The sequence below is a fragment of the Isoptericola sp. S6320L genome (assembly GCF_023015685.1).
In the GTDB taxonomy this organism is placed as follows: domain Bacteria; phylum Actinomycetota; class Actinomycetes; order Actinomycetales; family Cellulomonadaceae; genus Isoptericola; species Isoptericola halotolerans_A.
The window spans coordinates 96670-119220 of sequence record NZ_JALKAT010000007.1 but is presented as its reverse complement, the minus strand read 5'-3'; the positions used below and the strand labels follow the sequence as shown (position 1 = coordinate 119220).

Sequence of the window (22551 nt, the reverse complement as noted above, 5' to 3'; positions counted from 1 at the left end):
ACACAGGCCAGGAGGCCACGTGAGCCACCCGCACCCCGAACTCCCCCTTCCTCCTGAGCTGCCTGCGGGCGGACTGCGCATCGTGGCGCTCGGGGGGCTCGGCGAGGTCGGACGGAACATGGCCGTCCTCGAGTACGACGGCCGGCTGCTCGTCATCGACTGCGGGGTCCTCTTCCCCGAGGACCACCAGCCCGGCGTCGACCTGATCCTGCCGGACTTCGAGTACCTGGCCGGCCGTCTGGACGACATCGAGGCGATCGTCCTCACGCACGGGCACGAGGACCACATCGGCGCGGTGCCGTACCTGCTGCGCCGTCGCCGCGACATCCCGATCTACGGCTCCCAGCTCACGCTCGCCTTCCTCGAGGCGAAGCTGAAGGAGCACCGCATCAAGCCGGTGACGCGGGTCGTCGCGGAGAACGACACGGTCCGGCTCGGGGTCTTCGGCCTCGAGTTCGTCGCGGTCAACCACTCCATCCCCGACGCCCTGGCCGTGGCCGTCACGACCGGTGCGGGCACGGTGCTGCACACCGGCGACTTCAAGATGGACCAGCTCCCGCTCGACGGCCGGGTCACCGATCTGCGGGCCTTTGCGCGTCTCGGCGAGCAGGGCGTCGACCTGTTCATGGTGGACTCGACCAACGCGGAGGTGCCGGGGTTCGTCACCAACGAGGTCGAGATCGGGCCCGTCCTGGACAGCGTGTTCGCCCAGGCGGAGAAGCGCATCGTCGTCGCGTCGTTCTCCTCGCACGTGCACCGGGTGCAGCAGGTCCTCAACGCCGCCCACGCGCACGGCCGCAAGGTGGCGCTCGCCGGGCGCTCGATGATCCGCAACATGGGCATCGCAGCGGAGCTCGGCTACCTGGACGTGCCGCCCGGCGTGCTGGTCGACCTCAAGCGGACCGGCGACATCCCCGACGACGAGCTCGTGTACATGTGCACCGGCTCGCAGGGTGAGCCGATGGCCGCGTTGAGCCGCATGGCGAACGGTGACCACCGCGTCAAGATCGGCCACGGCGACACGGTGATCCTCGCGAGCTCGCTCATCCCGGGCAACGAGAACTCCGTGTTCCGGGTCATCAACGGTCTGACGCGGCTCGGCGCGCGCGTCGTGCACTCGGGCAACGCGAAGGTCCACGTCTCGGGGCACGCCAGCGCCGGCGAGCTGCTGTACTGCTACAACATCATCCGGCCCAAGAACGTCATGCCCGTGCACGGCGAGGTGCGCCACCTCGTGGCCAACGCGGCGCTCGCGGTGAAGACGGGCATCCCCGCCGACCGCGTCGTCCTCGCGGAGGACGGGGTCGTCGTGGACCTCGTGGACGGGCGCGCCTCCGTGGTGGGCGCCGTGCCGTGCGGCTACGTGTTCGTGGACGGCTCGTCGGTCGGCGAGGTCACCGAGAACGAGCTCAAGGACCGCCGGGTGCTGAGCGAGGAAGGCTTCGTGTCCGTCTTCGCCGTCGTGGACTCCGCCACCGGCAAGGTGCTCGCGGGTCCGCAGATCCTCGCGCGCGGCATGGCCGAGGGCGCGGCGGTGTTCGACGAGATCCAGCCGGACGTGGTCAAGGCGCTCGAGGACGCGATTGCCGGCGGCGCGACGGACACCCATCAGCTGCAGCAGGTGATGCGGCGCGTGATCGGTCAGTGGGTCAACCGACGGCTGCGCCGTCGGCCCATGATCGTCCCCGTCGTCGTCGAGGCCTGAGGCGGAGCGAGCTTGCGAGTGCGGTGACCCTGCTCACGCCCGCCGGGTGTGACACGCGCCCGCGGCCTGCGACGTCGGACCTCGCCGCCCGGGTACGGTGAGGGCATCATGGCGACCCGGACGACCGCCCGGAAGAATCCCGGGGCTGCACGGGGCGGGGCACGGACGGGGCGGCGCGCCTCGTCGTCCGCCTCGGGACGTGGCGCGTCCGCACGATCGTCGTCGGCCCGCTCCGGAGCCTCGCGCGGGGCGCGGACGGCCGGCCGTCGGCCGGCGCGTAGCGGCCCACCGTGGCCCGTCCGGATGGTGCGTGGCGCCTACCTGGGCGTCGCGCACGGCCTGGGCACCGTGACACGCACGATCACCAAGGGAGCGAGAGACCTGGAACCGGAGCACCGTCGGGACGGCGTGGCCTTCTTCCTCATCGCTGTCGCGCTCGTCGTGGCCGCGCGGGAGTGGTGGGGGATCCCCGGAACGTTCGGCCTGGTCGTCCACGCCGTCGTGGCGGGCACCGTCGGGTTGGCGGGCGTGGCCGTCCCCGTGCTGCTGCTGTGGCTGGGTGTGCGCGTGATGCGCCATCCCGAGCGCGGTCAGGCCAACTCGCGCGTCGCCATCGGGCTGAGCCTCCTGGTCGTCTCGGTCTGCTCGCTCGTGGCGATCGCCGAGGGCACGCCCTCGCCGCGCGACGGGTTCGATCAGGTCCAGGAGGCCGGCGGCATCATCGGCTACCTCGCCGCGACGCCGGTCGTCATCGGCGTCACTCCCTGGGTGGCGGTCCCGCTCTTCCTCCTGCTCGGGTTCTTCGGGCTGCTCGTGGTCACCGCCACGCCGGTCCATCGCATCCCCGAGCGGGTGCGCGGCCTGTACGACCGGTTGACGGGAAACCACCACGAGGGTGACGTCGCCGACGACGGTCTGCGGCTCGCGGACGGGGTTTCGGCCCACGACGGCTCCGACGAGACGGCCAAGCCGCGCAAGCGGCGCAAACGTCGCACCAAGGCGGAGCGTGCCGCGGACGCGGCCGCGGCAGAGCTGGACCAGTACGCCGGGGACGAGGCCTTCGAGAAGGCAGCCACCCTCGACCCGGCCGGGGACGCCGCGCAGGGTGGGGGACGCAAGAGCGAGCGCTCCGGCGGCACCCAGCGCGTCCCCGCGGGCACGCAGCCCGCGGCCACCGGCACCATCGTGCCCGCCGCTGCCGCGGCCCCGCGCACCCCTCCCGAGCCGTCCCCGGCCCCGGCCGGGCGCGCGGAGCAGCCGATGCTCTCGGGCGACACGGTGTACCTGCTCCCGAGCGAGGAGGCCCTCGTCGAGGGTGCCCCCCACAAGACGCGTTCCGCGGTGAACGACCGCGTCGTCGAGTCGCTGACCAAGGTGTTCGCGGACTTCGGGGTGGACGCGGAGGTCACGAACTTCACCCGTGGGCCCACGGTCACCCGCTACGAGGTCGAGGTCGGCGCGAAGACCAAGGTCGAGCGGATCACGTCGTTGTCCAACAACATCGCCTACGCGGTGGCCAGTGCGGACGTACGGATCCTGTCGCCCATCCCCGGCAAGTCGGCGATCGGCATCGAGATCCCGAACTCCGACCGCGAGACGGTCGTGCTCGGTGACGTGCTCCGGTCCTCGGCGGCGCGCCGCACGGAGCACCCGATGGTCATGGGCGTCGGCAAGGACGTCGAGGGCGGTTTCGTCGTCGCCAACCTGGCGAAGATGCCGCACATCCTCGTCGCGGGCGCGACGGGCGCGGGCAAGTCGAGCTTCATCAACTCGATGATCACCTCGATCCTCATGCGCGCGACGCCGGAGCAGGTGCGCCTGGTCCTGGTGGACCCCAAGCGCGTCGAGCTCACGATCTACGAGGGCATCCCGCACCTCATCACGCCCATCATCACCAGCCCCAAGAAGGCGGCCGAGGCGCTCGAGTGGGTCGTGCGCGAGATGGACGCCCGGTACGACGACCTCGCGACGTTCGGCTTCAAGCACATCGACGACTTCAACGCCGGGGTCCGCTCCGGCAAGGTCAAGCCGTTGCCAGGCTCAGAGCGGAAGATCGCGCCGTACCCGTACCTGCTGGTCGTCGTCGACGAGCTCGCGGACCTCATGATGGTCGCCCCGCGGGACGTCGAGGCCTCGATCCAGCGCATCACGCAGCTGGCGCGCGCGGCGGGCATCCACCTCGTGCTCGCGACGCAGCGTCCCTCCGTCGACGTCGTCACGGGACTGATCAAGGCCAACGTGCCGTCACGTCTCGCCTTCGCGACGTCGTCGGTCACGGACTCGCGCGTGGTCCTCGACCAGCCGGGCGCCGAGAAGCTCATCGGCCAGGGCGACGCCCTGTTCCTCCCGATGGGCGCGGCCAAGCCGATGCGCGTGCAGGGCGCCTGGGTGACCGAGTCCGAGGTGCACGCCGTGGTCGAGCACGTGAAGTCGCAGCTCAAGCCGGTCTACCGGCAGGACGTCACGGCCCCGGCGGCCGCGAAGAAGCAGATCGACGAGGACATCGGCGACGACCTCGACCTGCTGCTCCAGGCGGCCGAGCTGGTGGTCTCCACCCAGTTCGGCTCCACCTCGATGCTGCAGCGCAAGCTCCGCGTCGGCTTCGCCAAGGCCGGACGTCTCATGGATCTCCTGGAGTCCCGGGAGATCGTCGGACCGTCGGAGGGCTCGAAGGCTCGCGACGTCCTGGTGCAGCCGGACGACCTGCCCGCCGCGCTCGCCCTGATCCGCGGGGAGACGGCACCGGCACCGGCCTACGACCAGGAGTCCGACGACGGCACGACGGATCCGTACGCCGACGGCACCGACTCGCACCGGCCGCCGGTCGCCACCGAGTACCACGACGGCGCGGACACCGACGCGGAGGACCCGGTGCGCTGACGGTGCGCCGGCGTCGCCCGGGCGAGGTCAGTCGCGGGCTGCGTCGTCGCCGGCGTCACGGGGGAGCACCACGGGCTCGTCTCCCGTGGGCGTGGGCGGGCGCCTGCGTTCGGCGGCGGCGTCCCGGACGGCGTCCCGGACGCGCTCCTGGCGGGCCGACAGCTCGGCCTCCGTCAGGGTGGTGCTCCCCGGGTCGCGGAGGGCGTCCGGCAGCGCGTGCACCCGGTGCCCGGCGGCGAGGTCGACGGTGGTCCCGGTCCAGCGGACCTCGTCGATCAGGGTGGGACCGGACGGCCGGTCCTGGGAGAAGGTCGCGGAGAGCAGCACGCCGTTGCTCGTGCGGGCGTCGCAGCACGCCGCGCTCTGGTTCGACAGCAGGTTGCCGAGCCCGTAGGCCACCCACATCCCGTCGCCGCCCGGGCCGCCGTCGACCCGGGCGACACGCTGCGGTACGTGGGCGTGGTGGCCGATCACCAGGTCGACGACACCGGAGGCCCCCAGCGCGGCGACGACGCCCACCTGCTCGTCGGTGAGCTCCTCGGTGTACTCGACACCGGCGTGCAGACTGACCAGCACGACGTCGGCGCCGTCCTCACGCGCGCGGCCGGCGGCGTCGACCAGCCGGTCGGCGTCGATGAGGTCCACGGCCCACGGGGCCTCCGGCGGCATCGGCAGACCGTTGAGCCCGTAGGTCGCCGAGAGGTGCGCCACCGTCAGGGTCCGGCCTGCTCGCTCGAGCTCGTACCGCTGCGGAGCGGACTGCTCGGCCGTCGAGCGGGCCGTGCCGACGTGCCCGAGGCCGGCGCTGTCGAAGGCGTCGAGCGTGGCCACCACACCGGCATAGGCCCGGTCGACCGAGTGGTTGGAGGCGGTCGAGCAGCCGTCCCAGCCCTGGGCGGCGACGGCGTCCACCAGGCCGGCGGGCGCACCGAACGACGGGTACCCGCTGGGCGCCGTGCCGGGTGGGGCCACCGGGACCTCCATGTGGCACAGCGCCAGGTCCGCACCGGCGACCCACGGGTCGAGGCCGGACAGCAGCGCGGCGAAGTCGCTGCCACCGTCGGCGGACCGCACCACGGGGCCGTGGGGGAGCAGGTCCCCTGCCGCCAGGACCGTGAACGTCGCCGGAGGCACCGGTTCCGGCGGGGCATCCTTGGCGACGGTCAGGTCCGGCGACGCCGTGACGGTCGCCGCCGGAGGGGCCGGATCGGTGACCACCTCGCAGGCGGTGACGATCGCCAGGGCGGCCGCCGCGACCACCAGCAGACGGACCGGTGTCGCGGCGGGCGCGCCCCGGTCGCGCGCGTGCGCCGGTCCGTGTGGCCGCGAGTGCTGCACGCCGCGACACTACCGGGGTGCGGACCGCAGTGGGGCGCGGCGGTCCTGGAGCCGTGGGTGAAGTGGCCGGCGGGACGGGGTCGGCGACCACCCCAGTAGGCTGGACGGATGGACGCCACACCCTCGCCGTGGAACATCGCGAACCTCGTGACCATGGTGCGCATCGCCCTCGTCCCGGTCTTCGCGTGGGCGCTGCTCGTGGACGACGGACAGTCCGTGACGTGGCGACTGGTGGCGACCGGCATCTTCGCCGTGGCCGCCGTGAGCGACAAGGTCGACGGTCACCTCGCCCGCTCGCGGGGCCTGGTGACCGATCTGGGCAAGATCCTGGACCCGATCGCCGACAAGGCGCTCGTGGGCGCGGCGCTCGTGCTGCTCTGGTGGCCGTTGGGCGAGCTGCCCTGGTGGGTGCCCGCCGTCATCCTGGTCCGTGAGCTGGGCATCACGGCGATGCGGATGGGGATGCTGCGGTACGCGGTGATGCCCGCCTCGCGCGGCGGCAAGATCAAGACGGTGCTGCAGATCGCGGCGATCCTGCTCTTCCTGCTGCCTCTGGACCACCTCCACTCGTCGGTTCTGGTCCTCGCGTGGGTGGTCATGGGCGCCGCCATCGCCGTCACCGTGGTCACCGGCGTCGACTACGTCGTCCAGGGATGGCGCATCCGCCGCGACGCCCGACGCCCGGAGCGCGCCGGATGAGTGCTCGGACGTTGCTGGAGAACGCTGCTGCCCGGCACTGGACGATCGGTGTCGCGGAGTCGTTGACGGGTGGTCTCGTGACGGCCGCGATGGTCGAGGTGCCGGGTGCGTCGTCGGTGGTCCGAGGCGGGGTGGTCGCCTACGCGACCGAGCTCAAGCGGACGTTGCTGGGAGTGGAGCCCGGGCTGCTGGCGGAGCGCGGTGCCGTCGACGCGGACGTGGCGGAGGCGATGGCGCGCGGGGTCCGTCGTGCGACGGGTGCGGACGTCGGGCTGGCCACGACGGGCGTGGCGGGTCCCGATGCGCAGGACGGCAAGCCGCCCGGACTGGTGTTCGTGGCCGTGGTGACCCCGGCGAGGTCGGCCGTGCGCAGGCTCGAGCTCGACGGCGGCCGCGCGGCGGTGCGCCAGGGTGCGGTCGGTGCGGTCCTCGGGCTCGCGGAGGATCTGCTCGGGGGTGAAGGAAGTGTGTCCGCCGGGCGGTGATCCGGCATCCTCTCGGGTGCCGGGAACACCGGTGGGGCGGCGGGCGTTGGGCAGGTGTGATCGCAGACAGGCCACGAACCCGTATCGATGCCCGACCCGGTCGGCGTGTCCCCCACAGCTCGGGGTACGGTAGTGCCACCCCTCGACACGGGGTGGTGGAGGAAGGAAGGGGGCGCGACATGATCGTCCTTCGACGAGAGATTGGTGACGTGCTGCGCGACGCGCGGCAGCGTCAGGGGCGCACCCTGCGTGAGGTGTCCTCGGCCGCACGGGTCTCGCTGGGTTATCTCAGCGAGGTCGAGCGCGGCCAGAAGGAAGCCTCCTCGGAGCTGCTCGCCTCGATCTGCGAGGCCCTCGACGTGCCGCTGTCGCTCGTGCTCCGTGAGGTCAGCGACAAGATCGCCGTCGCCGAGGGCCTGCACGTGCCGGACACGATCCCGGCCGACGTGCTCGCCGGGATGTATTCCCGCGGCACCTCTACGCGCGAGGACCTGACGCCGGTCGGCTGAGGCACGCCCGCGCGGCCCGCTCAGCGGTCCGGGTCGGTCGCACCGCGCGGTTGGCAGGTCGGACACCAGAAGACCGGGCGTTCGTACGGCGGTTCGTTCGCCTGCCCGACGGCGACGGGTGTGCGGCACCGGTGGCACGGTCTGCCGAGCCGTCCGTGCACGGCGCGCGGCACCGCCTGCAGCCCGCGGGAGCGGCCGACATCGACGCTGCGGCCCATGAGCCGTCGGGCCGTGGTCAGCAGCCGACGTCGGGCGGGGTCGTCCAGCGCGTCCGCCGGGGTCCAGGGCCACAGCGACAGGGCGTGCAGCGTCTCGGCCATCCAGATCGTCCCGAGGCCGGCGACGACCCCCTGGTCGAGCAGCACGTCGCACAGCGGACGGGAACCCTGGTCCTGCATCCGGCGGATGCCCTCGGTGATGCCGGCACCCGGGAACTCGGCTCCGAGGACATCGGGCCCCAGATGAGCGAGCAGGTGCGGCTCGTCGTGGGTGCGCAGCAGGTCCAGCATGCCGAGACGCCATCCCACGCACGTCCAGCGGGACGTGGCCAGGACGGCCCGGACCTCCGGCCGGCGCGCGGCCGCGGCGCGCCCGCCGGTGGCCTCGACCCGCCACGACCCGTCCATCCGCAGGTGCGTGTGCAGCGTGCGGCCGTCGTCGAACCGGGTCAGCAGATGCTTGCCGTACGCGGTGCACGACGTCACGGTGCGGCCGACGAGGTCGGCGCCGGCGGCGCTCGGCCAGCGCAGCTCCGCCCGCACGAGCGGCGAGCCGCGGAGCGCCTGCTCGAGACGCTCGGCCGTGAGCCGCAGCACGTCTCCCTCGGGCATCTGTCCCTCCGCTCCTCTCGATGGTGGCTTCAGGGTGCCACGGGCACGGATCAGGGACGCACCAGGGAAGTACCCGATGGATCGACGCGGACTTTTCGGACATCCTTGGGGCCATGTCTCCCCTTGCCCCAGAACCCCGCCACGACCAGGCAGTTCGTGGCAGCGTGCGCACGGTCGGTCAGTGGGGCGCGGTGGCCCTCGGCGCGATGGTCGTCGCCCACGTCCTCGGAGCCGGCGTCGTGGACCCGGTGATCGACCCTGTCAGCTTCTACGCCTTCGTCCCCGGCGGTGGCGAGGCGATCCTGCTCGGCGGGGCGGTCCTCGCGCTCGTCGGGCTCGTCGTGGTGGCACGGGCGTACCGGACGGGACTGGCGACCGGCCCTCTGCCTGGTGCCGCGATGATGGTCTTTGCCGTCGCGATGGTGCTGGTCGGCGTCTTCCCGACGGATCCGCCCGGGGTGGCTACCACCCTCTCGGCCGTGGTGCACCGGACCAGCGCTGCTGCCGCGTTCGTGGTGCTCCCGGTCGTGGGCCACTGCGTGGCACGGCAGGTCGGCACGCCCCGTTCCGCGGCGCCCCGGCGTCTGCGGCGGGCGACGGTGGCGCTGGCGGTGCTGGTCGCGGCCTTCCTGGCCGTCCACCTGCCGCTCGCGGCGGTGGGCTCGGGCATCGTCGCCTTCGGGCTGCTGGAGCGCGTCGGCTTCGTCCTCATGATCGGCTACCTGTTCCTCCTCGCCGACATCGTCGACCGTGAGTCGCCGGGACCCGCCCGCGACCCGTCGCCCGTACCCGCCACCACGGCGGTCAGCGAGGCACGACCCGTAGACCTTGCGGCGTGATCCCGAAGCCGTGGTCGAGCAGCGCCGCGGCGGCGGGCCCACGGTCCCGCGCAGCGGTCAGGGCCGGTTCCCCGTCGATGCGCTGCACCAGCAGCCTGCCCAGCCGCCCGTCGCCGGCGGCCTCGGCGAGGCGGGCGGCGGCAGGACCGAGCTCGGCAGGGTCGTCGGTGAAGGACAGCAGCGTGCGGCCGCCGCGTTCCACGTAGAGCGTGAGCGACCCGGCGGTCAGCACGACGACGGCTCCGGCCTTGCGACCGGGACGGTGCGCCGGCGGGTCGCCCGCTGCGGCCGGTGGGTGCGGCCAGGCCAGGGCGGCCCCGTAGGGGTTGGCCGGGTCGGTGGCTGCGAGCACGACGGCACGACGTACCGCGTCCGGGTCGGCGCGCAGGCGGTCGCGCTCCGCGGCGTCGACCCGGAGCTGGTCGACGGCCCCGGGGAGCGCGAACTGGGACCCGCCGAGCCGTTCGACGAAGTAGCCGCGCCGCACCGCCCCGCGTTCCTCGAGGCCGGACAGCACGCGGTAGACGTCCCGGAACTGCCCGGTCACGCCCTCGGAGGGCGCCACGGCCCGGGTGAGCACGCCGTGCCGGTCCAGCAGCACCTGCGTCAGCGCGTGCGTGCGCAGGGTCGGGTCGGTCTCGCGCACCGGCAGCGCCGACCAACGGCCGCCGCCCCCGCGAGGCGCCACCGGCCGGGCGAGGGCGAACCGGGAACGGCGCACGGGACGGGCGCGGGCCGGAGTCCGCGGCGCCCGGTGCGCCCCGCCGCCGGCGCCGACCCGTTCGCGCAGCACCGCGAGACCGTCGTTCGTGACGTGGCCGGCCCACACCAGGTCCCAGAGGACCTCGAGGGTGTCGTGGGGCGAGGCGTCGGCGAGCTCGGCCAGGCGTGGCAGGAAGTGCCCGCCGGAGCCTGAGAGCAGGTCGAGCACCACCCGGTGGAGGTCGGAGTCCAGCGGGCCGTCCGGTGCCAGGTCCGACGGAGCGGCGAGCGTCAGGGGTGCGTCGTCGCTCAGGTGCAGGCTGACCATCCCGTCCCCGCCGCCGCCACCGGCGAGCGAGCCGTGGCCGGCCCACAGGACCTCCCCGGTGGTCGTCAGCTCGTCGAGCAGCGCGGGGGAGTAGCCGGCCACGCGGGCGGGCAGCACGAGGGTCTCCAGGGCGGACGCCGGGACGGCGGACCCGGCGAGCTGCTCCACGACGCGCAGGACGCCGTCGGTGCCTCGCAGCGGTGTCGACGTCACCCCCTGCCAGCGGGGCAGGAACACGCCGAGCGCCTCCGGCTCGACGGGTTCCACCTCGGCCCGCAGGGCGGCCAGCGAACGACGTCGCAGGGTCCGGAGGACGCGCGGGTCGCACAGGTCGTCGCCCGTGCCGCCCAGCACCTCGGGGCGCAGAGCGCCCCGGACGAGGATCCCGTCGGGCTCGAGGCGCGCGACCACCGCGGCCACGACCGCCACACCCAGCCCGAAGCGGCGCGCGACGTCACCGGTCGTGAAGGGCCCGTGGGTCCTGGCGTGCCGGCGCACCAGGTCACCCAGGGGGTCGGGCACGGGAGCCGTGTGCGCGTCGGCCAGGCCGGTGGGCAGGGCGGCGCCGAGGGCGTCGCGCAAGCGCGCGGCGTCCTCGACGACCGCCCACTGCTCGCCCCCGGCGACCCGGACCGGGAAGACCCGGCGGGCCCGCGCGAGGTCGTCGAGCCACGCGTCCACGTCGTCGCGGGCGTCGTCGCGGGTCCGGTCGCGCAGCGCGGCGAGCGGGTGCGGGCCCGTCCTGCGCAGCAGGTCCCACAGGCCCTCGGCGTCCTTGACCTGGCGTGCCGGGTCGAGTCCCTGCAGCTCTGCCTCGGTGCGCTCGACCGCGGCGGGGTCGAGGAGGTCGGCGAGGTCGGTCGCCCCCTGCTCACCGAGCAGCTCGGCCAGCAGCGCGGGGTCGAGGGACAGCGCCGCCGCGCGCCGTTCGGCGAGCGGGGCGTCGCCGTCGTACAGGAACTGCGCGGTGTAGCCGAACAGCAGGGAGCGTGCGAACGGCGACGGTTCCGGCGTGGTCACCTCGACCAGCCGGACGCGGCCGGCGGCCAGGTCCGCCATGAGGGTGCGCAGGGCCGCGACGTCGAAGTCGTCCTGGAGGCACTCCCGGGCCGCCTCGAGCATGATCGGGAACTCGGGGTGCACGGAGGCCACCTGCAGCAGCTGCGCCGCGCGCTGGCGCTGCTGCCACAGCGGGGACCGTCGGTCCGGCCGACGGCGCGGGAGCAGCAGGGCGCGAGCCGCCGCCTCCCGGAAACGCGCGGCGAACAGCACCGACGAGCCGAGCTCGGTGCGCACCGTGTCGGTCACCTCGTCGGGGTCCAGCAGGAGGTCCTCGGTGGTGATGACGGGCTCGGTACCGGCCTCGCCGGCCTCGACGTCCCACGGGGAGTCACCGGGCAGGCGCAGCACGATGCCGTCGTCGGCGGGCATCGCCGCGACGTCGGCGCCCAGGCGCTCCCGCAGCCGGGCCGCCACGGCCAGGGCCCACGGTGCGTGCACCCGGGCGCCGAGCGGTGAGTGCACCACCACCCGCCAGTCGCCGAGCTCGTCCCGGAAACGTTCCACCACGACCGTCCGGTCGTCCGGCAGCCGCCCCGTGGCAGCCCGCTGCTCGGTGAGGTAGCCCGCCAGGTTGTCCGCGGCCCAGGCGTCCAGGCCGGCGGCCCGGAGGTGGGCGCGGCCGGCGGCCGGGTCGGCGGCGAGCGCGTCGTCGGCCTCCCGGACGAACGCCCCGACGGCGCGCCCGAGCGGCGCCGGGCGGCCCGGGGCGTCGCCCTTCCAGAACGGCAGCCGGCCGGGCAGTCCTGGTGCCGGGGTGACGACGACGCGGTCGGGCGTGATGTCCTCGATGCGCCACGTCGAGGAGCCGAGCGTGAACGTGTCGCCCGCACGGGACTCGTAGACCATCTCCTCGTCCAGCTCGCCGACCCGCTTGCCGCCGCGGCCGCCGTCGTCCCCGGCCAGGAAGACCCCGTAGAGGCCGCGGTCGGGGATGGTCCCGCCGCTGGTGACCGCGAGGCGCTGCGCCCCGGGCCGTGCCGAGAGCCGGCCGGTGATCCGGTCCCAGACGATCCTGGCGCGCAGCTCGCCGAACTCCTCGCTCGGGTAGCGTCCTGCGAGCATGTCGAGGACGGCGTGCCAGGTGGCGTCGCCGAGCCCGGTGAACGGGGCGGATCGGCGCACGAGCGCGAGCAGCTCGTCGGCGGGCCAGTCGTCGACGGCGAGCGCCGCCACCACCTGCTGGGCGAGGACGTCCAGCGGGTTGCTCACGACGTGCAGCGGCTCGATGTCGCCGTCCTGCATGCGCTGCACGACGACGGTCGCGGGCGCGAGGTCGCCGCGGAAGGTGGGCAGCACGACGCCGCGGGAGACGGCGCCCACCTGGTGGCCGGCCCGGCCGATGCGCTGCAGCCCGCTGGCCACCGACGGTGGTGCGCCGACCTGGACCACGAGGTCGACCGCGCCCATGTCGATGCCGAGCTCGAGGGACGACGTCGCGACGACGGCGGGCAGCAGGCCCGCCTTGAGGTCGGACTCGGTGCGGGTGCGCTCGGCCCGGCTCATCGACCCGTGGTGGGCGCGGGCCAGCACGGGCGCGTCGTCGGGCCGGGGCGCCGCCGTACCGGACTGGCCGGGCGCCTGCGCGGCCTGCTGGGCACCGGGGTCGAGGACACCGAGCCCCTGCCGTTCCGTCCACGTCTCGTTGATCCGGGCGGTCAGCCGCTCCGCGCCACGCCGCGAGTTGGTGAACACGAGCGTCGATCGGTGCGCGGCGACCAGGTCGACCACCCGGTCGGTCACGTGCGGCCACACCGAGGCCTGCCGCTGCGGCGCCGCCGCCGCGCCGGACAGGTCCGGCTCGTCCGTCCCCCCGAGGTCCGTGAGGTCGGGGACGGGGACGGCGACCTGCAGGTCCCAGCGCTTGTCGGCCGGCGGTTGCACGACGACCACCTCGCGCCCGCCCTCGGCCAGGGTCCGGCTGCCGCCCAGGAACCCGGCGACCTCGTCCACCGGACGGACGGTGGCGGAGAGCCCGATGCGTTGGGCCGGCCGGTCCAGCAGCTCGTCGAGACGCTCCAGCGTGACGGCCAGGTGCGCGCCGCGCTTGGTGCCGGCGACGGCGTGGATCTCGTCGACGATCACGGTGCCGACGCCGCTCAGACCGGTGCGCGCCGCGGACGTCAGCACGAGGAAGAGCGACTCCGGCGTGGTCACGAGGACGTCCGGGGGCCGGGTGGCGAACGCCCGGCGCTCGGACGCCGGGGTGTCGCCCGTGCGCATGCCGACCGTCACCTCGTGGGCGACGCCACCGTCACGCGCGGCGGCGTGCCGGATGCCGGCGAGCGGGGCGCGCAGGTTGCGCTGCACGTCCGCGGCGAGCGCCTTCAGCGGGGAGACGTAGAGCACGCGGCACCGACGGGCCGGGTCGGGTGGGGGCGGTGCGGAGGTCAGCCGGTCGATCGCCCACAGGAACGCCGCCAGCGTCTTCCCGGAGCCGGTCGGGGCGACCACCAGGGCGTGCCTGCCGCCGCCGACGGCCTCCCAGGCGCCGGCCTGCGCCGCCGTCGGCCCGGCGAACGCGTCGGTGAACCACGCCCGGGTGGCGGGGGCGAACCGGGCGAGGGGGTCGTCGGGGGTCGGGGCCACCGCCCCATCGTGCACCGCACCACCGACAGCCGCGCGCCGCCGGCGTGGCACCCTGGAGGTGTGCGCTACTCCGACTTCTCCCAGCTCGTCGACGAGGTCTTCGGCCGGGCCTTCGGCCGCACGCTCGTGCGCGAGCAGGTGCTGCCCCGCCTCGGCGACCGGACGCCGGACGAGGCGCTCGCGGCCGGCGTGGAGCCCCGGGACGTGTGGCACGCGCTGTGCGACGCGCTCGACGTGCCCGAGGACCGGCGGTGGGGCTCCGACCGGAACCGCCAGGCGCCCCCGCCCCGCTGAGGAGCGCGGGGCCGGGGCACCGGGCACCGGGGCGACCGCGACGGGCGACACGCCGGGTCGACGGTCGGCGGGTCGAACAGGCGTTCGGGTAGAGTGTGACCACAGCCGGACCTCCGCGCCGGCCGTCCACAGCCTGGTGGTCGGCGCGGGTCGTTGTCGGTGGCCCCGAGTACGGTCGTCGCAACATGAACAGCAAGCCGAAGGCGCGCGGCCGCGCCCAGAACCCGAAGGTGACCAACATGCCAGCATCGGAAGACCGCGAGAAGGCCCTCGAGGCCGCGCTCGCCCAGATCGACCGCAGCTTCGGCAAGGGCTCCGTCATGCGCCTGGGCCAAGAGGGGCGCGCCCCGGTCGAGGTCATCCCGACGGGGTCGATCGCGCTCGACGTCGCGCTCGGGATCGGGGGGCTGCCCCGCGGTCGCGTCGTCGAGATCTACGGCCCGGAGTCCTCCGGCAAGACGACCATCGCGCTGCACGCGGTGGCCAACGCCCAGCGGAACGGCGGCATCGCGGCGTTCGTGGACGCCGAGCACGCCCTGGACCCGGACTACGCCAAGAAGCTCGGTGTGGACACCGACGCGCTGCTCGTCTCGCAGCCGGACACCGGTGAGCAGGCCCTGGAGATCACGGACATGCTCATCCGGTCGGGCGCGATCGACATCATCGTCATCGACTCCGTCGCGGCCCTCGTGCCCAAGGCGGAGATCGAGGGCGAGATGGGCGACAGCCACGTGGGCCTGCAGGCACGGCTGATGTCGCAGGCGCTGCGCAAGATCTCCGGTGCCCTGAGCTCGTCGGGCACCACGGCGATCTTCATCAACCAGCTCCGCGAGAAGATCGGCGTGTTCTTCGGCTCGCCCGAGACGACCACGGGTGGCAAGGCGCTGAAGTTCTACGCCTCGGTGCGTATGGACATCCGCCGGATCGAGACCCTCAAGGAGGGGACCGACGCGGTGGGTAACCGGACGCGGGTCAAGGTCGTCAAGAACAAGATGGCCCCGCCGTTCAAGCAGGCAGAGTTCGACATCCTCTACGGCGTCGGCATCTCCCGTGAGGGTGGCTTGATCGACATGGGCGTGGAGCACGGGTTCGTGCGCAAGTCCGGGTCGTGGTTCACCTACGACGGGGACCAGCTCGGGCAGGGCAAGGAGAACGCGCGTGCCTTCCTGCGGGACAACCCCGACCTGGCCAACGAGCTCGAGAAGCGCATCAAGGAGAAGCTCGGTGTGGGAGCCACGATCGATGCCCCCGCCGAGGGTGACGGCACCGAGCCGGTGACGGACGCCGCGGCGTCGACGGCCTCGGCGGCGAGCCCGGACGATGCCAAGACATCGGCCAAGGCGAAGGCAGCGACCCGGTCGCCGGCCGCCAAGGCCAAGAAGGCGCCGTTCTGACAGGCGCGAGCTGATGGCCTGGGGGCAGCAGCAGGGCGGTCGCGGCGAGGGGAAGCGTCGCGGCCGCCCGAACGTGGCGGAGCGCCTCGAGGCGGGGGAGCTCTCCGTCGAGGCGGCCGGAGAGCTGGCCCGCGAGTCCGTGCTGCGGGCGCTCACGGCGGCTCCCAAGAGCCGTGCGGAGCTCGCGCGCTCCCTCGCACGCAAGGGCTTCCCCGAGCACGTCGTCGAACCGGTGCTCGACCGGTTCGAGGAGGTCCGGCTCGTCGACGACGCCGAGTACGCCGAGATGATCGTCCGGACCCGTCACTCCGAGAAGGGCCAGGCGCGACGGGCGATCTCGGCAGAGCTGCGACGCCGTGGAGTCGACACGGAGACGGCCGCGGAGGCGCTCGAGCAGATCGACGCGGACGACGAACGGATCGCGGCGGCCGAGCTCGCTCGCAAGCACGTGGCGCGGACGCGCGGCCTCGACCGCGACAAGCGGGTGCGGCGGGCCGTCGGTTCGCTCAGCCGAAAGGGGCACAACCCCTCGGTGGCTTTCGCAGCGGTGAAGGACGCCCTCGCCGCCGAGGGCGACGAGGGCGCCGTCGACGAGCTCGACGACGTGGTCCTGGACGACTGAGTCGTCGCCTAGGACCAGCGCGTCGGGTGGTCCCGGTCGCCGGTGCCGGCTCCCGGCCCCTCCTCCACGCCGGTGGCCGGCCCTGCGGCGACGGCCGTGGCACCCGTGCCGACTCCGGCGTCCAGCCCGGCAGCCATCGTCCCCGTCTTGCCGGAGGTCCGTCGCATGGTGCGGCTGAGTCGCTCGGCCAGCTTCGACAGGCCGTAGTTGATGAGGATGAACAGCACCGCCGCGACGGCCAGAGCCTGGAGGATGTTGCCCTCGCCCGCGCCGAGCTGGCGGGCGTTCTGGAGCAGCTCCCGGTAGGAGATGATCGCGCCGAGCGCGGAGTCCTTGAGGACCACGACCAGCTGGGACACGAGCGCCGGCAGCATGGCGACCAGCGCCTGCGGCACCTCCACCGAGCGCAGGGACTGCCCCCGCGTGAGACCGACGGACAGCGCGGCCTCTCGCTGGCCGCCCGGCAGGCCGTGGACGCCGGAGCGCACCAGCTCGGCCACCACGGCGCCGTTGTAGAGCACGAGCGCGATGACGACACCCCAGAACGAGGAGTTCTCGACGCCGCCGTTGGCCAGCAGCAGCCAGAAGAACACCATCATGAGCAGCACGGGCACGGCGCGGAAGAACTCGACGACGGTGCCGCACACCGTGCGGACCAGCAGCAGCGACGACAAGCGGCCGACGCCGAACAGCAGGCCGAAGATCATCGCGCCGACGATCGCCAGCGCGGCGGCTCGCACGGTGTTGAGGAACCCGGGCCAGTAGTAGTAGCGCCAGGCGTCGGCATCGACGGCGTGCAGCCACAGCGTCGGGTCGAGCTGGCCCCTGTCGGCCAACCGCAGCAGGACGAGGGCGGCCACGCCGGCCACGACGACGGCGCCGACGACGTTGCCGAGCAGGATGCGGCGCCGAGCGCGCGGGCCCGGCGCGTCGAACAGGACGGACTGGGCGCTCATCGGGACACCGCCAGACTCCTCGACAGGGACGTGGTCAACAGCCCGATCGGCGTCACGAGGATCACGTACCCGATCGCGAAGGTGAAGAAGATCGCATAGATGTAGTCGGACCGGAACTCGATCATCGTCTTCATCACGGACGAGGTCTCGGTCGCGACCGAGGCTGCCGCAGCCACCGTCGTGTTCTTGATCAGCGCGATGAGGACGTTGCCGAGCGGCGCGATGGCACCCCGGAAGGCCTGCGGCAGGATGACGAGTCGCGCCGCGGGCAGGAACGACAGCCCGATGGACCGCGCGGCCTCGGCCTGACCGATCGGCACGGTGTTCACCCCGGAGCGGATCGCCTCGCACACGAAGGCCGCGTGGTAGACGGACAACCCGATCACGGCGAGCCAGAAGAAGTTCGTGTTGAAGTCCGTCGAGAGCGACAGCTCGAGCTGGCCCCAGGCGCCGAGCACCATGAAGACCATGATGATCGTCAGTGGCATGTTGCGGAACACCGTCACGTAGGCGCTGCCGGCCCACTGCAGGCTGCCGATCGGCGAGATGCGGAACAGCGCCAGCACCGAGCCGAGGGCGAGGGACAGCATCGCGGCCCAGAACGCGAGCTGGATGTTCACCCAGAACGCGCCGAGCACGTCGTACTGGCGGACGATGTCGAGGTACTCCTGCACGCGGCAGTCGCTCCTTCGGTGAGTGGTTCGGTCGGCGGCGGGTGCGGACGTCGCGCGCCGGGTGGACCGGGCCCGCCGCGCGGTGCGCGACGGGCCCGGACAGGGTCAGACCTGCGTCACATGTCGCAGGGCTCGTACTCCGGCGGGTTGAGCTCGTCGTTCGGCACGTAGCCGGTGCCCTCCGTCGCCGCGTCGAGCGCCTCCTGCCAGGAACCGTCGTCGACCATCTTGGTGATGGCCTCGTTGATGGCCTCGCACTGGTCGGACTCCTGCGGGATGCCGACGCCGTACAGCTCCTCGGAGAAGGTGTTGCCGACGACCTTCACCTGGCCGGCGTTGGACGGCTGTGCGCCCAGGCCCGCGAGGATGATGTCGTCCGTGGTGACCGCGTCCACCTGGCCCGCGATGAGCGCGGTCACGCACTCGGCGTACCCCGGCTGCTCGAGCAGGTTGACGCCCTCGGAGTACTCGTCCTTGATGCGCTGGGCGGACGTGGAACCGGTGACGGAGCACAGGTTCTTGCCGTCGAGGGTGTCCGGCCCGGTGATGTCCGTGTTGTCGGCGGCGACCAGGAGGTCCTGGCCGGCGACGAAGTACGGGCCGGCGAAGGAGACCTGCTCGCGCCGCTCGTCGGTGATCGAGTAGGTCGCGAAGATCATGTCGACCTGGCCGGTGGACAGCAGCGTCTCGCGCTGGGCGGAGGGTGCCTCCGTCCACTCGATCTGGTCCTCGGAGTAGCCCAGCTCGTTGGCCACGTACTTGGCGACCTCGACGTCGAAGCCGGAGGGCGTGTCGCCCTCCATGAAGCCGAGGCCCGGCTGGTCGAACTTGATGCCGATGGTGACCGAGTCGTCGCCGCCCTCGGTCTCGCCACCGCCCGAGCCGGAGTCGTCGGAGCAGGCGGCGAGCGTCAGCGCGGCGGTGGCCGCGAGCGCGATCGCCCCGGTGGTGCGTGTGCGCATGGTGTTCCCTTCGTCGGTTGTGCAGGGGTGGGGGAGTCAGTGGGTGAGGATCTTGGACAGGAAGTCCTTGGCGCGGTCGCTGCGGGGGTTGGTGAAGAACTCCTCCGGCGTGGCCGACTCGACGATCTGCCCGTCGGCCATGAAGACGACGCGGTCGGCGGCCTTGCGGGCGAACCCCATCTCGTGGGTGACGACGATCATCGTCATCCCCTCGTGCGCGAGCTGCACCATCGCGTCGAGCACCTCGTTGATCATCTCGGGGTCGAGGGCCGACGTCGGCTCGTCGAAGAGCATGACCTTGGGGTGCATCGCGAGCGACCTGGCGATGGCCACGCGCTGCTGCTGGCCCCCGGACAGCTGGGCCGGCAGCTTGTCCGCCTGGTTCTTCACCCCGACGCGGTCGAGGAGGGCCAGGCCTTCCTCGTCGGCCTTGGCCTTGGGGACCCGGCGCACCTTGCGCGGCCCGAGGGTGACGTTCTCGAGCACCGTCTTGTGCGCGAACAGGTTGAACGCCTGGAAGACCATGCCGACGTCGGCGCGGAGCCGGGCGAGGTCGCGCCCCTCGGCGGGCAGCGGCTCGCCGTCGATGCGGATGTCGCCGTCGTCGATCGTCTCCAGCCGGTTGATCGCTCGGCAGAGGGTGGACTTGCCGGAGCCGGACGGACCGATGACGACGAGCACCTCGCCCTTGCGCACGGTCAGGTCGATGTCCTGCAGCACGTGCAGGTCACCGAAGTGCTTGTTGACTCGCTCGAGCTCGACGAGCGGAGCACCGAGGTGCTCACCCGCGGCACGAGCCGATCCGCTGCTATCCATCCCTTGAACCTAACCAGTCGATGTTTCGATCACCAGCATCGAGGGTCCTGCGTCGGCAACGAATCGGTAACGACGTCCCGGCGCCGTATCCTGGGTGGCGATGTCCACCACCATGCCTACACCGCACGACACCCGCTCGCCCGTGGTCCCGGCACCCGACGCCCGGACCTACGTGGTCCGCACGCTCGGGTGCCAGATGAACGTGCACGACTCGGAGCACATGGCTGGCATGCTCGAGCAGGCCGGGTACTCCCGGGCGACGGCCGCCGACGACGCGGCGAGCAACGCCGACGTCGTCGTCATCAACACGTGCGCGGTGCGCGAGAACGCCGCCACCCGGCTCTACGGCAACCTCGGTCAGCTCGCGAGCCTCAAGGCCGCGCGGCCCGGCATGCAGATCGCCGTCGGGGGCTGCCTCGCGCAGAAGGACCGTGGCGAGATCGTGACCAAGGCGCCCTGGGTGGACGTCGTGTTCGGCACGCACAACCTCGACGCGCTGCCGGTGCTGCTGGAGCGCGCCCGGCACAACGAGTCCGCCCAGGTCGAGATCGCCGAGTCACTGCAGGTCTTCCCCTCGACGCTGCCGACCCGGCGCGAGTCCGTGTACGCGGGCTGGGTCTCGATCTCCGTGGGCTGCAACAACACGTGCACCTTCTGCATCGTGCCGCACCTGCGGGGCAAGGAGCGGGACCGCCGCCCGGGCGACGTCCTCGCCGAGGTCGAGGCCCTGGTCGGTGCGGGTGCCGTCGAGGTGACCCTGCTCGGTCAGAACGTCAACAGCTACGGCGTCGAGTTCGGCGACCGCGGTGCGTTCGCCAAGCTGCTGCGCGCCTGCGGCGAGATCGACGGGCTCGAGCGCGTGCGGTTCACCTCGCCGCACCCGGCGGCGTTCACGGACGACGTGATCCACGCGATGGCCGAGACGCCGAACGTCATGCCGCAGCTGCACATGCCGCTGCAGTCCGGCTCGGACACGGTGCTGCGGGCGATGCGTCGCAGCTACCGGTCCGAGAAGTTCCTCGGCATCCTCGAGCGGGTACGGGCAGCGATGCCCGACGCCGCCATCACCACGGACATCATCGTCGGATTCCCGGGCGAGACGGAGGAGGACTTCGCCGAGACGCTCCGCGTCGTGGAGGCGTCGCGCTTCAGCTCGGCCTACATGTTCCAGTACTCGCCCCGTCCGGGTACTCCGGCGGCGACGATGGACGACCAGCTCCCCAAGGAGGTGGTCCAGGAGCGCTTCGAGCGGCTCCTGGCCCTGCAGGAGCGCATCAGCGGCGAGGAGTCGGCACGGCAGGTGGGCCGCACGCTCGAGGTGCTGGTCGCCGAGGGGTCCGGCAAGAAGGACGGCACCACGCACCGGGTGAGCGGCCGGGCGCGCGACAACCGGCTGGTGCACCTCGCCCTGCCGTCGGGTGCTCTGCCCGACGGCGACGTCCTGGCCGACCAGCCGGCCGGCCTCGCCGACCCTCGCCTCGCCGACCCGGCGGAGCTCGACGCGCGGCTGCCCCGTCCGGGCGACGTGGTCACGGTCGAGGTCACCCGCGCGGCGCCGCACCACCTCATCGCGGACTCCGCCGTCGACGGCGGGACCTACGCTGTGCGCCGCACGCGGTCGGGTGACGCGTGGGTGCAGCGGGAGCGGGCCCGCCTCGGCGGGGGCGAGGACCAGCACTCGCACGGCGCACCCGTGCCGGACGGACCCGTGGTGCTCGGCATGCCGACGCTGCGCGCCTGACCGGCGCGGTCAGGACGGCGCGGTCAGGACGGCGCGGACGGGTCCGTCAGCGGGCCGACGCTCGCGAAGAACTGTGCGGCCGTGACGAGGCCGCAGGACACCGTCTCGGCGAGCTGGCTGTCCGTCGCGCCGTGCTCCAGGTCGACCGACACCTCGGTGTAGAGCGCGAGGCCGCCGCCCTCCGGGCGGGTGTAGACCTTGGGCCAGATGCGCTCGCGGTTCCAGTCGTTGCACGCCTGCAGGACGGCAGGGCGCGCGGACTCCGGCACCGTGCCGGCCCAGCGGCCGCGCACCTGGAGGATCTCCGACTCCTCGCCGAGCAGGAGGAACCAGAACCGGTTGCCGTCCCACGTGCCGGTGATGTCGCCGTCGTCGTCGGTGCGGAACCGGTAGCCGCGTCGAGCCAGGTCGTTGCCGACCCGGGCCAGCGAGACCGGCGTCGGGAGCGGGGGCCGGACCCCGCCCTGACCGCCCCGGCCGCGGAGTCGGGCGGCCTGCAGCACGGCGTCCGTGGCACGCCGCAGCGGGCCGCCGCTCACGGGGCGCTCCCCAGCGGGTCGGCGAAGACGGCATCGAGGTGCTCGAAGAACATGGCCGACGTGGACAGCCCGCACTGCAGGTGCTGGGCCAGCTGGTCGTCGTTCGCGCCGTGCTCGACGCTCACGGTGACCTCCGCGCAGACGACGATCGCGCCGTCGTCGCGCACCCGTGCGTACGTCTTGGGCCAGATGCGCTCCGCGTTCCACTCGTTGCAGACCTCGAGCACGTCGCTGAGACGTTCGATGGTGGCCTCGCGGTGCCACTGACCGCGGACCTGGAGCACCTCACCGTCGGGGCCCAGCGGCAGGAAGTAGAAGAGCCTGCCGTGCCACAGACCGCCGAGGTCGCCGTCGGTGTCGACGAAGTAGGTGAAACCCGACTGGTCCAGCCAGGCGCTGATCCGTTCGTTCGACACCGGGGCGGGGACCGCTCCGACGGCGTCGCCGACAGGGCCGGCGAGCAGGACGTTCTGGACGTCGGCGCGGAGCCGGTCCGGTTCACCGCCCTCGGAGACCGATGGTGCGGACGACCTGGTGGCCCGACGTGCTCCGAAGAACCTCACACGACCCACGCTACACGGCCCGGTACC

Annotated in this window: 19 protein-coding genes; 10 read left to right on the top strand and 9 right to left on the bottom strand. The window is 73.0% G+C overall.

The window, feature by feature from the left end:
- Positions 1-19: 19 nt before the first annotated feature.
- Together MWU57_RS06420 and MWU57_RS06415 are read left to right on the top strand one after the other, a co-directional pair.
- Positions 20-1705, top strand: a complete 1686-nt coding sequence (locus MWU57_RS06420; RefSeq protein ID WP_106268059.1) for a ribonuclease J — start codon at positions 20-22, stop codon at positions 1703-1705.
- Positions 1706-2008: 303 nt separating this feature from the next.
- Positions 2009-4585, top strand: coding sequence for a DNA translocase FtsK (locus tag MWU57_RS06415; RefSeq protein ID WP_246908114.1), 2577 nt, complete (start codon positions 2009-2011; stop codon positions 4583-4585).
- Positions 4586-4612: 27 nt separating this feature from the next.
- Here MWU57_RS06415 and MWU57_RS06410 read toward each other — a convergent pair whose 3' ends face one another.
- The gene (locus MWU57_RS06410) at positions 4613-5923 is read right to left on the bottom strand and encodes a CapA family protein (protein WP_246908111.1); all 1311 of its coding nucleotides are present in this window, start codon (positions 5921-5923) and stop codon (positions 4613-4615) included.
- Positions 5924-6031: 108 nt separating this feature from the next.
- On the opposite strand from MWU57_RS06410, the gene pgsA reads away from it, so the two are divergent.
- The 3 genes from pgsA to MWU57_RS06395 all read left to right on the top strand — a co-directional run bounded on the left by pgsA (position 6032) and on the right by MWU57_RS06395 (position 7616).
- Positions 6032-6622 carry a CDP-diacylglycerol--glycerol-3-phosphate 3-phosphatidyltransferase gene (gene pgsA, locus MWU57_RS06405; protein ID WP_106268055.1) on the top strand — a complete coding sequence of 197 codons (591 nt, stop codon included), beginning with the start codon at positions 6032-6034 and terminating at the stop codon, positions 6620-6622.
- A complete protein-coding gene (locus MWU57_RS06400) occupies positions 6619-7107 on the top strand; it encodes a CinA family protein (protein WP_246908108.1) in 489 nt (162 codons plus the stop codon). The genes pgsA and MWU57_RS06400 overlap by 4 nt, the downstream gene beginning before the upstream one ends.
- A 179-nt stretch (positions 7108-7286) precedes the next feature.
- Entirely contained in the window at positions 7287-7616 is a 330-nt protein-coding gene (locus MWU57_RS06395) for a helix-turn-helix domain-containing protein (RefSeq protein WP_106268051.1), read from the top strand.
- A 20-nt stretch (positions 7617-7636) separates the two neighbouring features.
- On the opposite strand, the gene MWU57_RS06390 is transcribed toward MWU57_RS06395, so the two are convergent.
- Complete coding sequence (locus tag MWU57_RS06390) at positions 7637-8446, bottom strand: DNA-formamidopyrimidine glycosylase family protein (protein ID WP_106268049.1); 810 nt, start codon at positions 8444-8446, stop codon at positions 7637-7639.
- A gap of 113 nt (positions 8447-8559) precedes the next feature.
- Between MWU57_RS06390 and MWU57_RS06385 the strand changes: the two genes are divergently transcribed.
- Entirely contained in the window at positions 8560-9285 is a 726-nt protein-coding gene (locus tag MWU57_RS06385) for a DUF998 domain-containing protein (RefSeq protein WP_246908105.1), read from the top strand.
- Here the strand turns inward: MWU57_RS06385 and MWU57_RS06380 are convergent.
- Entirely contained in the window at positions 9251-13963 is a 4713-nt protein-coding gene (locus MWU57_RS06380) for an ATP-dependent helicase (RefSeq protein WP_246908102.1), read from the bottom strand. The genes MWU57_RS06385 and MWU57_RS06380 overlap by 35 nt on opposite strands.
- Before the next feature lie 60 nt (positions 13964-14023).
- Between MWU57_RS06380 and MWU57_RS06375 the strand changes: the two genes are divergently transcribed.
- The 3 genes from MWU57_RS06375 to MWU57_RS06365 all read left to right on the top strand — a co-directional run bounded on the left by MWU57_RS06375 (position 14024) and on the right by MWU57_RS06365 (position 16273).
- Positions 14024-14257, top strand: coding sequence for a DUF3046 domain-containing protein (locus MWU57_RS06375; RefSeq protein ID WP_106268297.1), 234 nt, complete (start codon positions 14024-14026; stop codon positions 14255-14257).
- A 239-nt stretch (positions 14258-14496) separates the two neighbouring features.
- Complete coding sequence (recA, locus tag MWU57_RS06370; RefSeq protein WP_246908146.1) at positions 14497-15651, top strand: recombinase RecA; 1155 nt, start codon at positions 14497-14499, stop codon at positions 15649-15651.
- Positions 15652-15664: 13 nt separating this feature from the next.
- Positions 15665-16273 (top strand): regulatory protein RecX, encoded by a 609-nt coding sequence (locus tag MWU57_RS06365; RefSeq protein WP_106268045.1) that lies wholly within the window; start codon positions 15665-15667, stop codon positions 16271-16273.
- Between the two features lie 8 nt (positions 16274-16281).
- Here the strand turns inward: MWU57_RS06365 and MWU57_RS06360 are convergent, their stop codons facing one another.
- From MWU57_RS06360 to MWU57_RS06345, 4 genes are all read right to left on the bottom strand, one after another.
- Complete coding sequence (locus tag MWU57_RS06360) at positions 16282-17229, bottom strand: amino acid ABC transporter permease (RefSeq protein WP_246908099.1); 948 nt, start codon at positions 17227-17229, stop codon at positions 16282-16284.
- Positions 17226-17903, bottom strand: a complete 678-nt coding sequence (locus MWU57_RS06355; protein WP_106268041.1) for an amino acid ABC transporter permease — start codon at positions 17901-17903, stop codon at positions 17226-17228. The genes MWU57_RS06360 and MWU57_RS06355 overlap by 4 nt, the downstream gene beginning before the upstream one ends.
- A gap of 116 nt (positions 17904-18019) precedes the next feature.
- Positions 18020-18865 carry a glutamate ABC transporter substrate-binding protein gene (locus tag MWU57_RS06350; protein WP_106268039.1) on the bottom strand — a complete coding sequence of 282 codons (846 nt, stop codon included), beginning with the start codon at positions 18863-18865 and terminating at the stop codon, positions 18020-18022.
- A gap of 36 nt (positions 18866-18901) precedes the next feature.
- On the bottom strand, positions 18902-19681 hold the full coding sequence (locus tag MWU57_RS06345) for an amino acid ABC transporter ATP-binding protein (protein WP_106268037.1): 780 nt from the start codon (positions 19679-19681) through the stop codon (positions 18902-18904).
- Positions 19682-19781: 100 nt separating this feature from the next.
- On the opposite strand from MWU57_RS06345, the gene miaB reads away from it, so the two are divergent.
- Positions 19782-21422, top strand: coding sequence for a tRNA (N6-isopentenyl adenosine(37)-C2)-methylthiotransferase MiaB (miaB, locus tag MWU57_RS06340; protein WP_374108531.1), 1641 nt, complete (start codon positions 19782-19784; stop codon positions 21420-21422).
- Positions 21423-21445: 23 nt separating this feature from the next.
- On the opposite strand, the gene MWU57_RS06335 is transcribed toward miaB, so the two are convergent.
- Entirely contained in the window at positions 21446-21961 is a 516-nt protein-coding gene (locus MWU57_RS06335; RefSeq protein WP_374108530.1) for a YbjN domain-containing protein, read from the bottom strand.
- Positions 21958-22524, bottom strand: coding sequence for a YbjN domain-containing protein (locus MWU57_RS06330; protein ID WP_246908096.1), 567 nt, complete (start codon positions 22522-22524; stop codon positions 21958-21960). The genes MWU57_RS06335 and MWU57_RS06330 overlap by 4 nt, the downstream gene beginning before the upstream one ends.
- Between the last annotated feature and the right edge of the window lie 27 nt (positions 22525-22551).

Coding starts and splice junctions, on each gene's coding strand:
- MWU57_RS06415 (WP_246908114.1), top strand. CDS start 2,009: ATGGTGCGTGGCGCCTACCTGGGCGTCGCGCACGGCCTGGGCACCGTG.
- pgsA (WP_106268055.1), top strand. CDS start 6,032: ATGGACGCCACACCCTCGCCGTGGAACATCGCGAACCTCGTGACCATG.
- MWU57_RS06400 (WP_246908108.1), top strand. CDS start 6,619: ATGAGTGCTCGGACGTTGCTGGAGAACGCTGCTGCCCGGCACTGGACG.
- MWU57_RS06395 (WP_106268051.1), top strand. CDS start 7,287: ATGATCGTCCTTCGACGAGAGATTGGTGACGTGCTGCGCGACGCGCGG.
- MWU57_RS06390 (WP_106268049.1), bottom strand. CDS start 8,446: ATGCCCGAGGGAGACGTGCTGCGGCTCACGGCCGAGCGTCTCGAGCAG.
- MWU57_RS06385 (WP_246908105.1), top strand. CDS start 8,560: ATGTCTCCCCTTGCCCCAGAACCCCGCCACGACCAGGCAGTTCGTGGC.
- recA (WP_246908146.1), top strand. CDS start 14,497: ATGCCAGCATCGGAAGACCGCGAGAAGGCCCTCGAGGCCGCGCTCGCC.
- MWU57_RS06365 (WP_106268045.1), top strand. CDS start 15,665: ATGGCCTGGGGGCAGCAGCAGGGCGGTCGCGGCGAGGGGAAGCGTCGC.
- MWU57_RS06360 (WP_246908099.1), bottom strand. CDS start 17,229: ATGAGCGCCCAGTCCGTCCTGTTCGACGCGCCGGGCCCGCGCGCTCGG.
- MWU57_RS06350 (WP_106268039.1), bottom strand. CDS start 18,865: ATGCGCACACGCACCACCGGGGCGATCGCGCTCGCGGCCACCGCCGCG.
- MWU57_RS06345 (WP_106268037.1), bottom strand. CDS start 19,681: ATGGATAGCAGCGGATCGGCTCGTGCCGCGGGTGAGCACCTCGGTGCT.
- miaB (WP_374108531.1), top strand. CDS start 19,782: ATGTCCACCACCATGCCTACACCGCACGACACCCGCTCGCCCGTGGTC.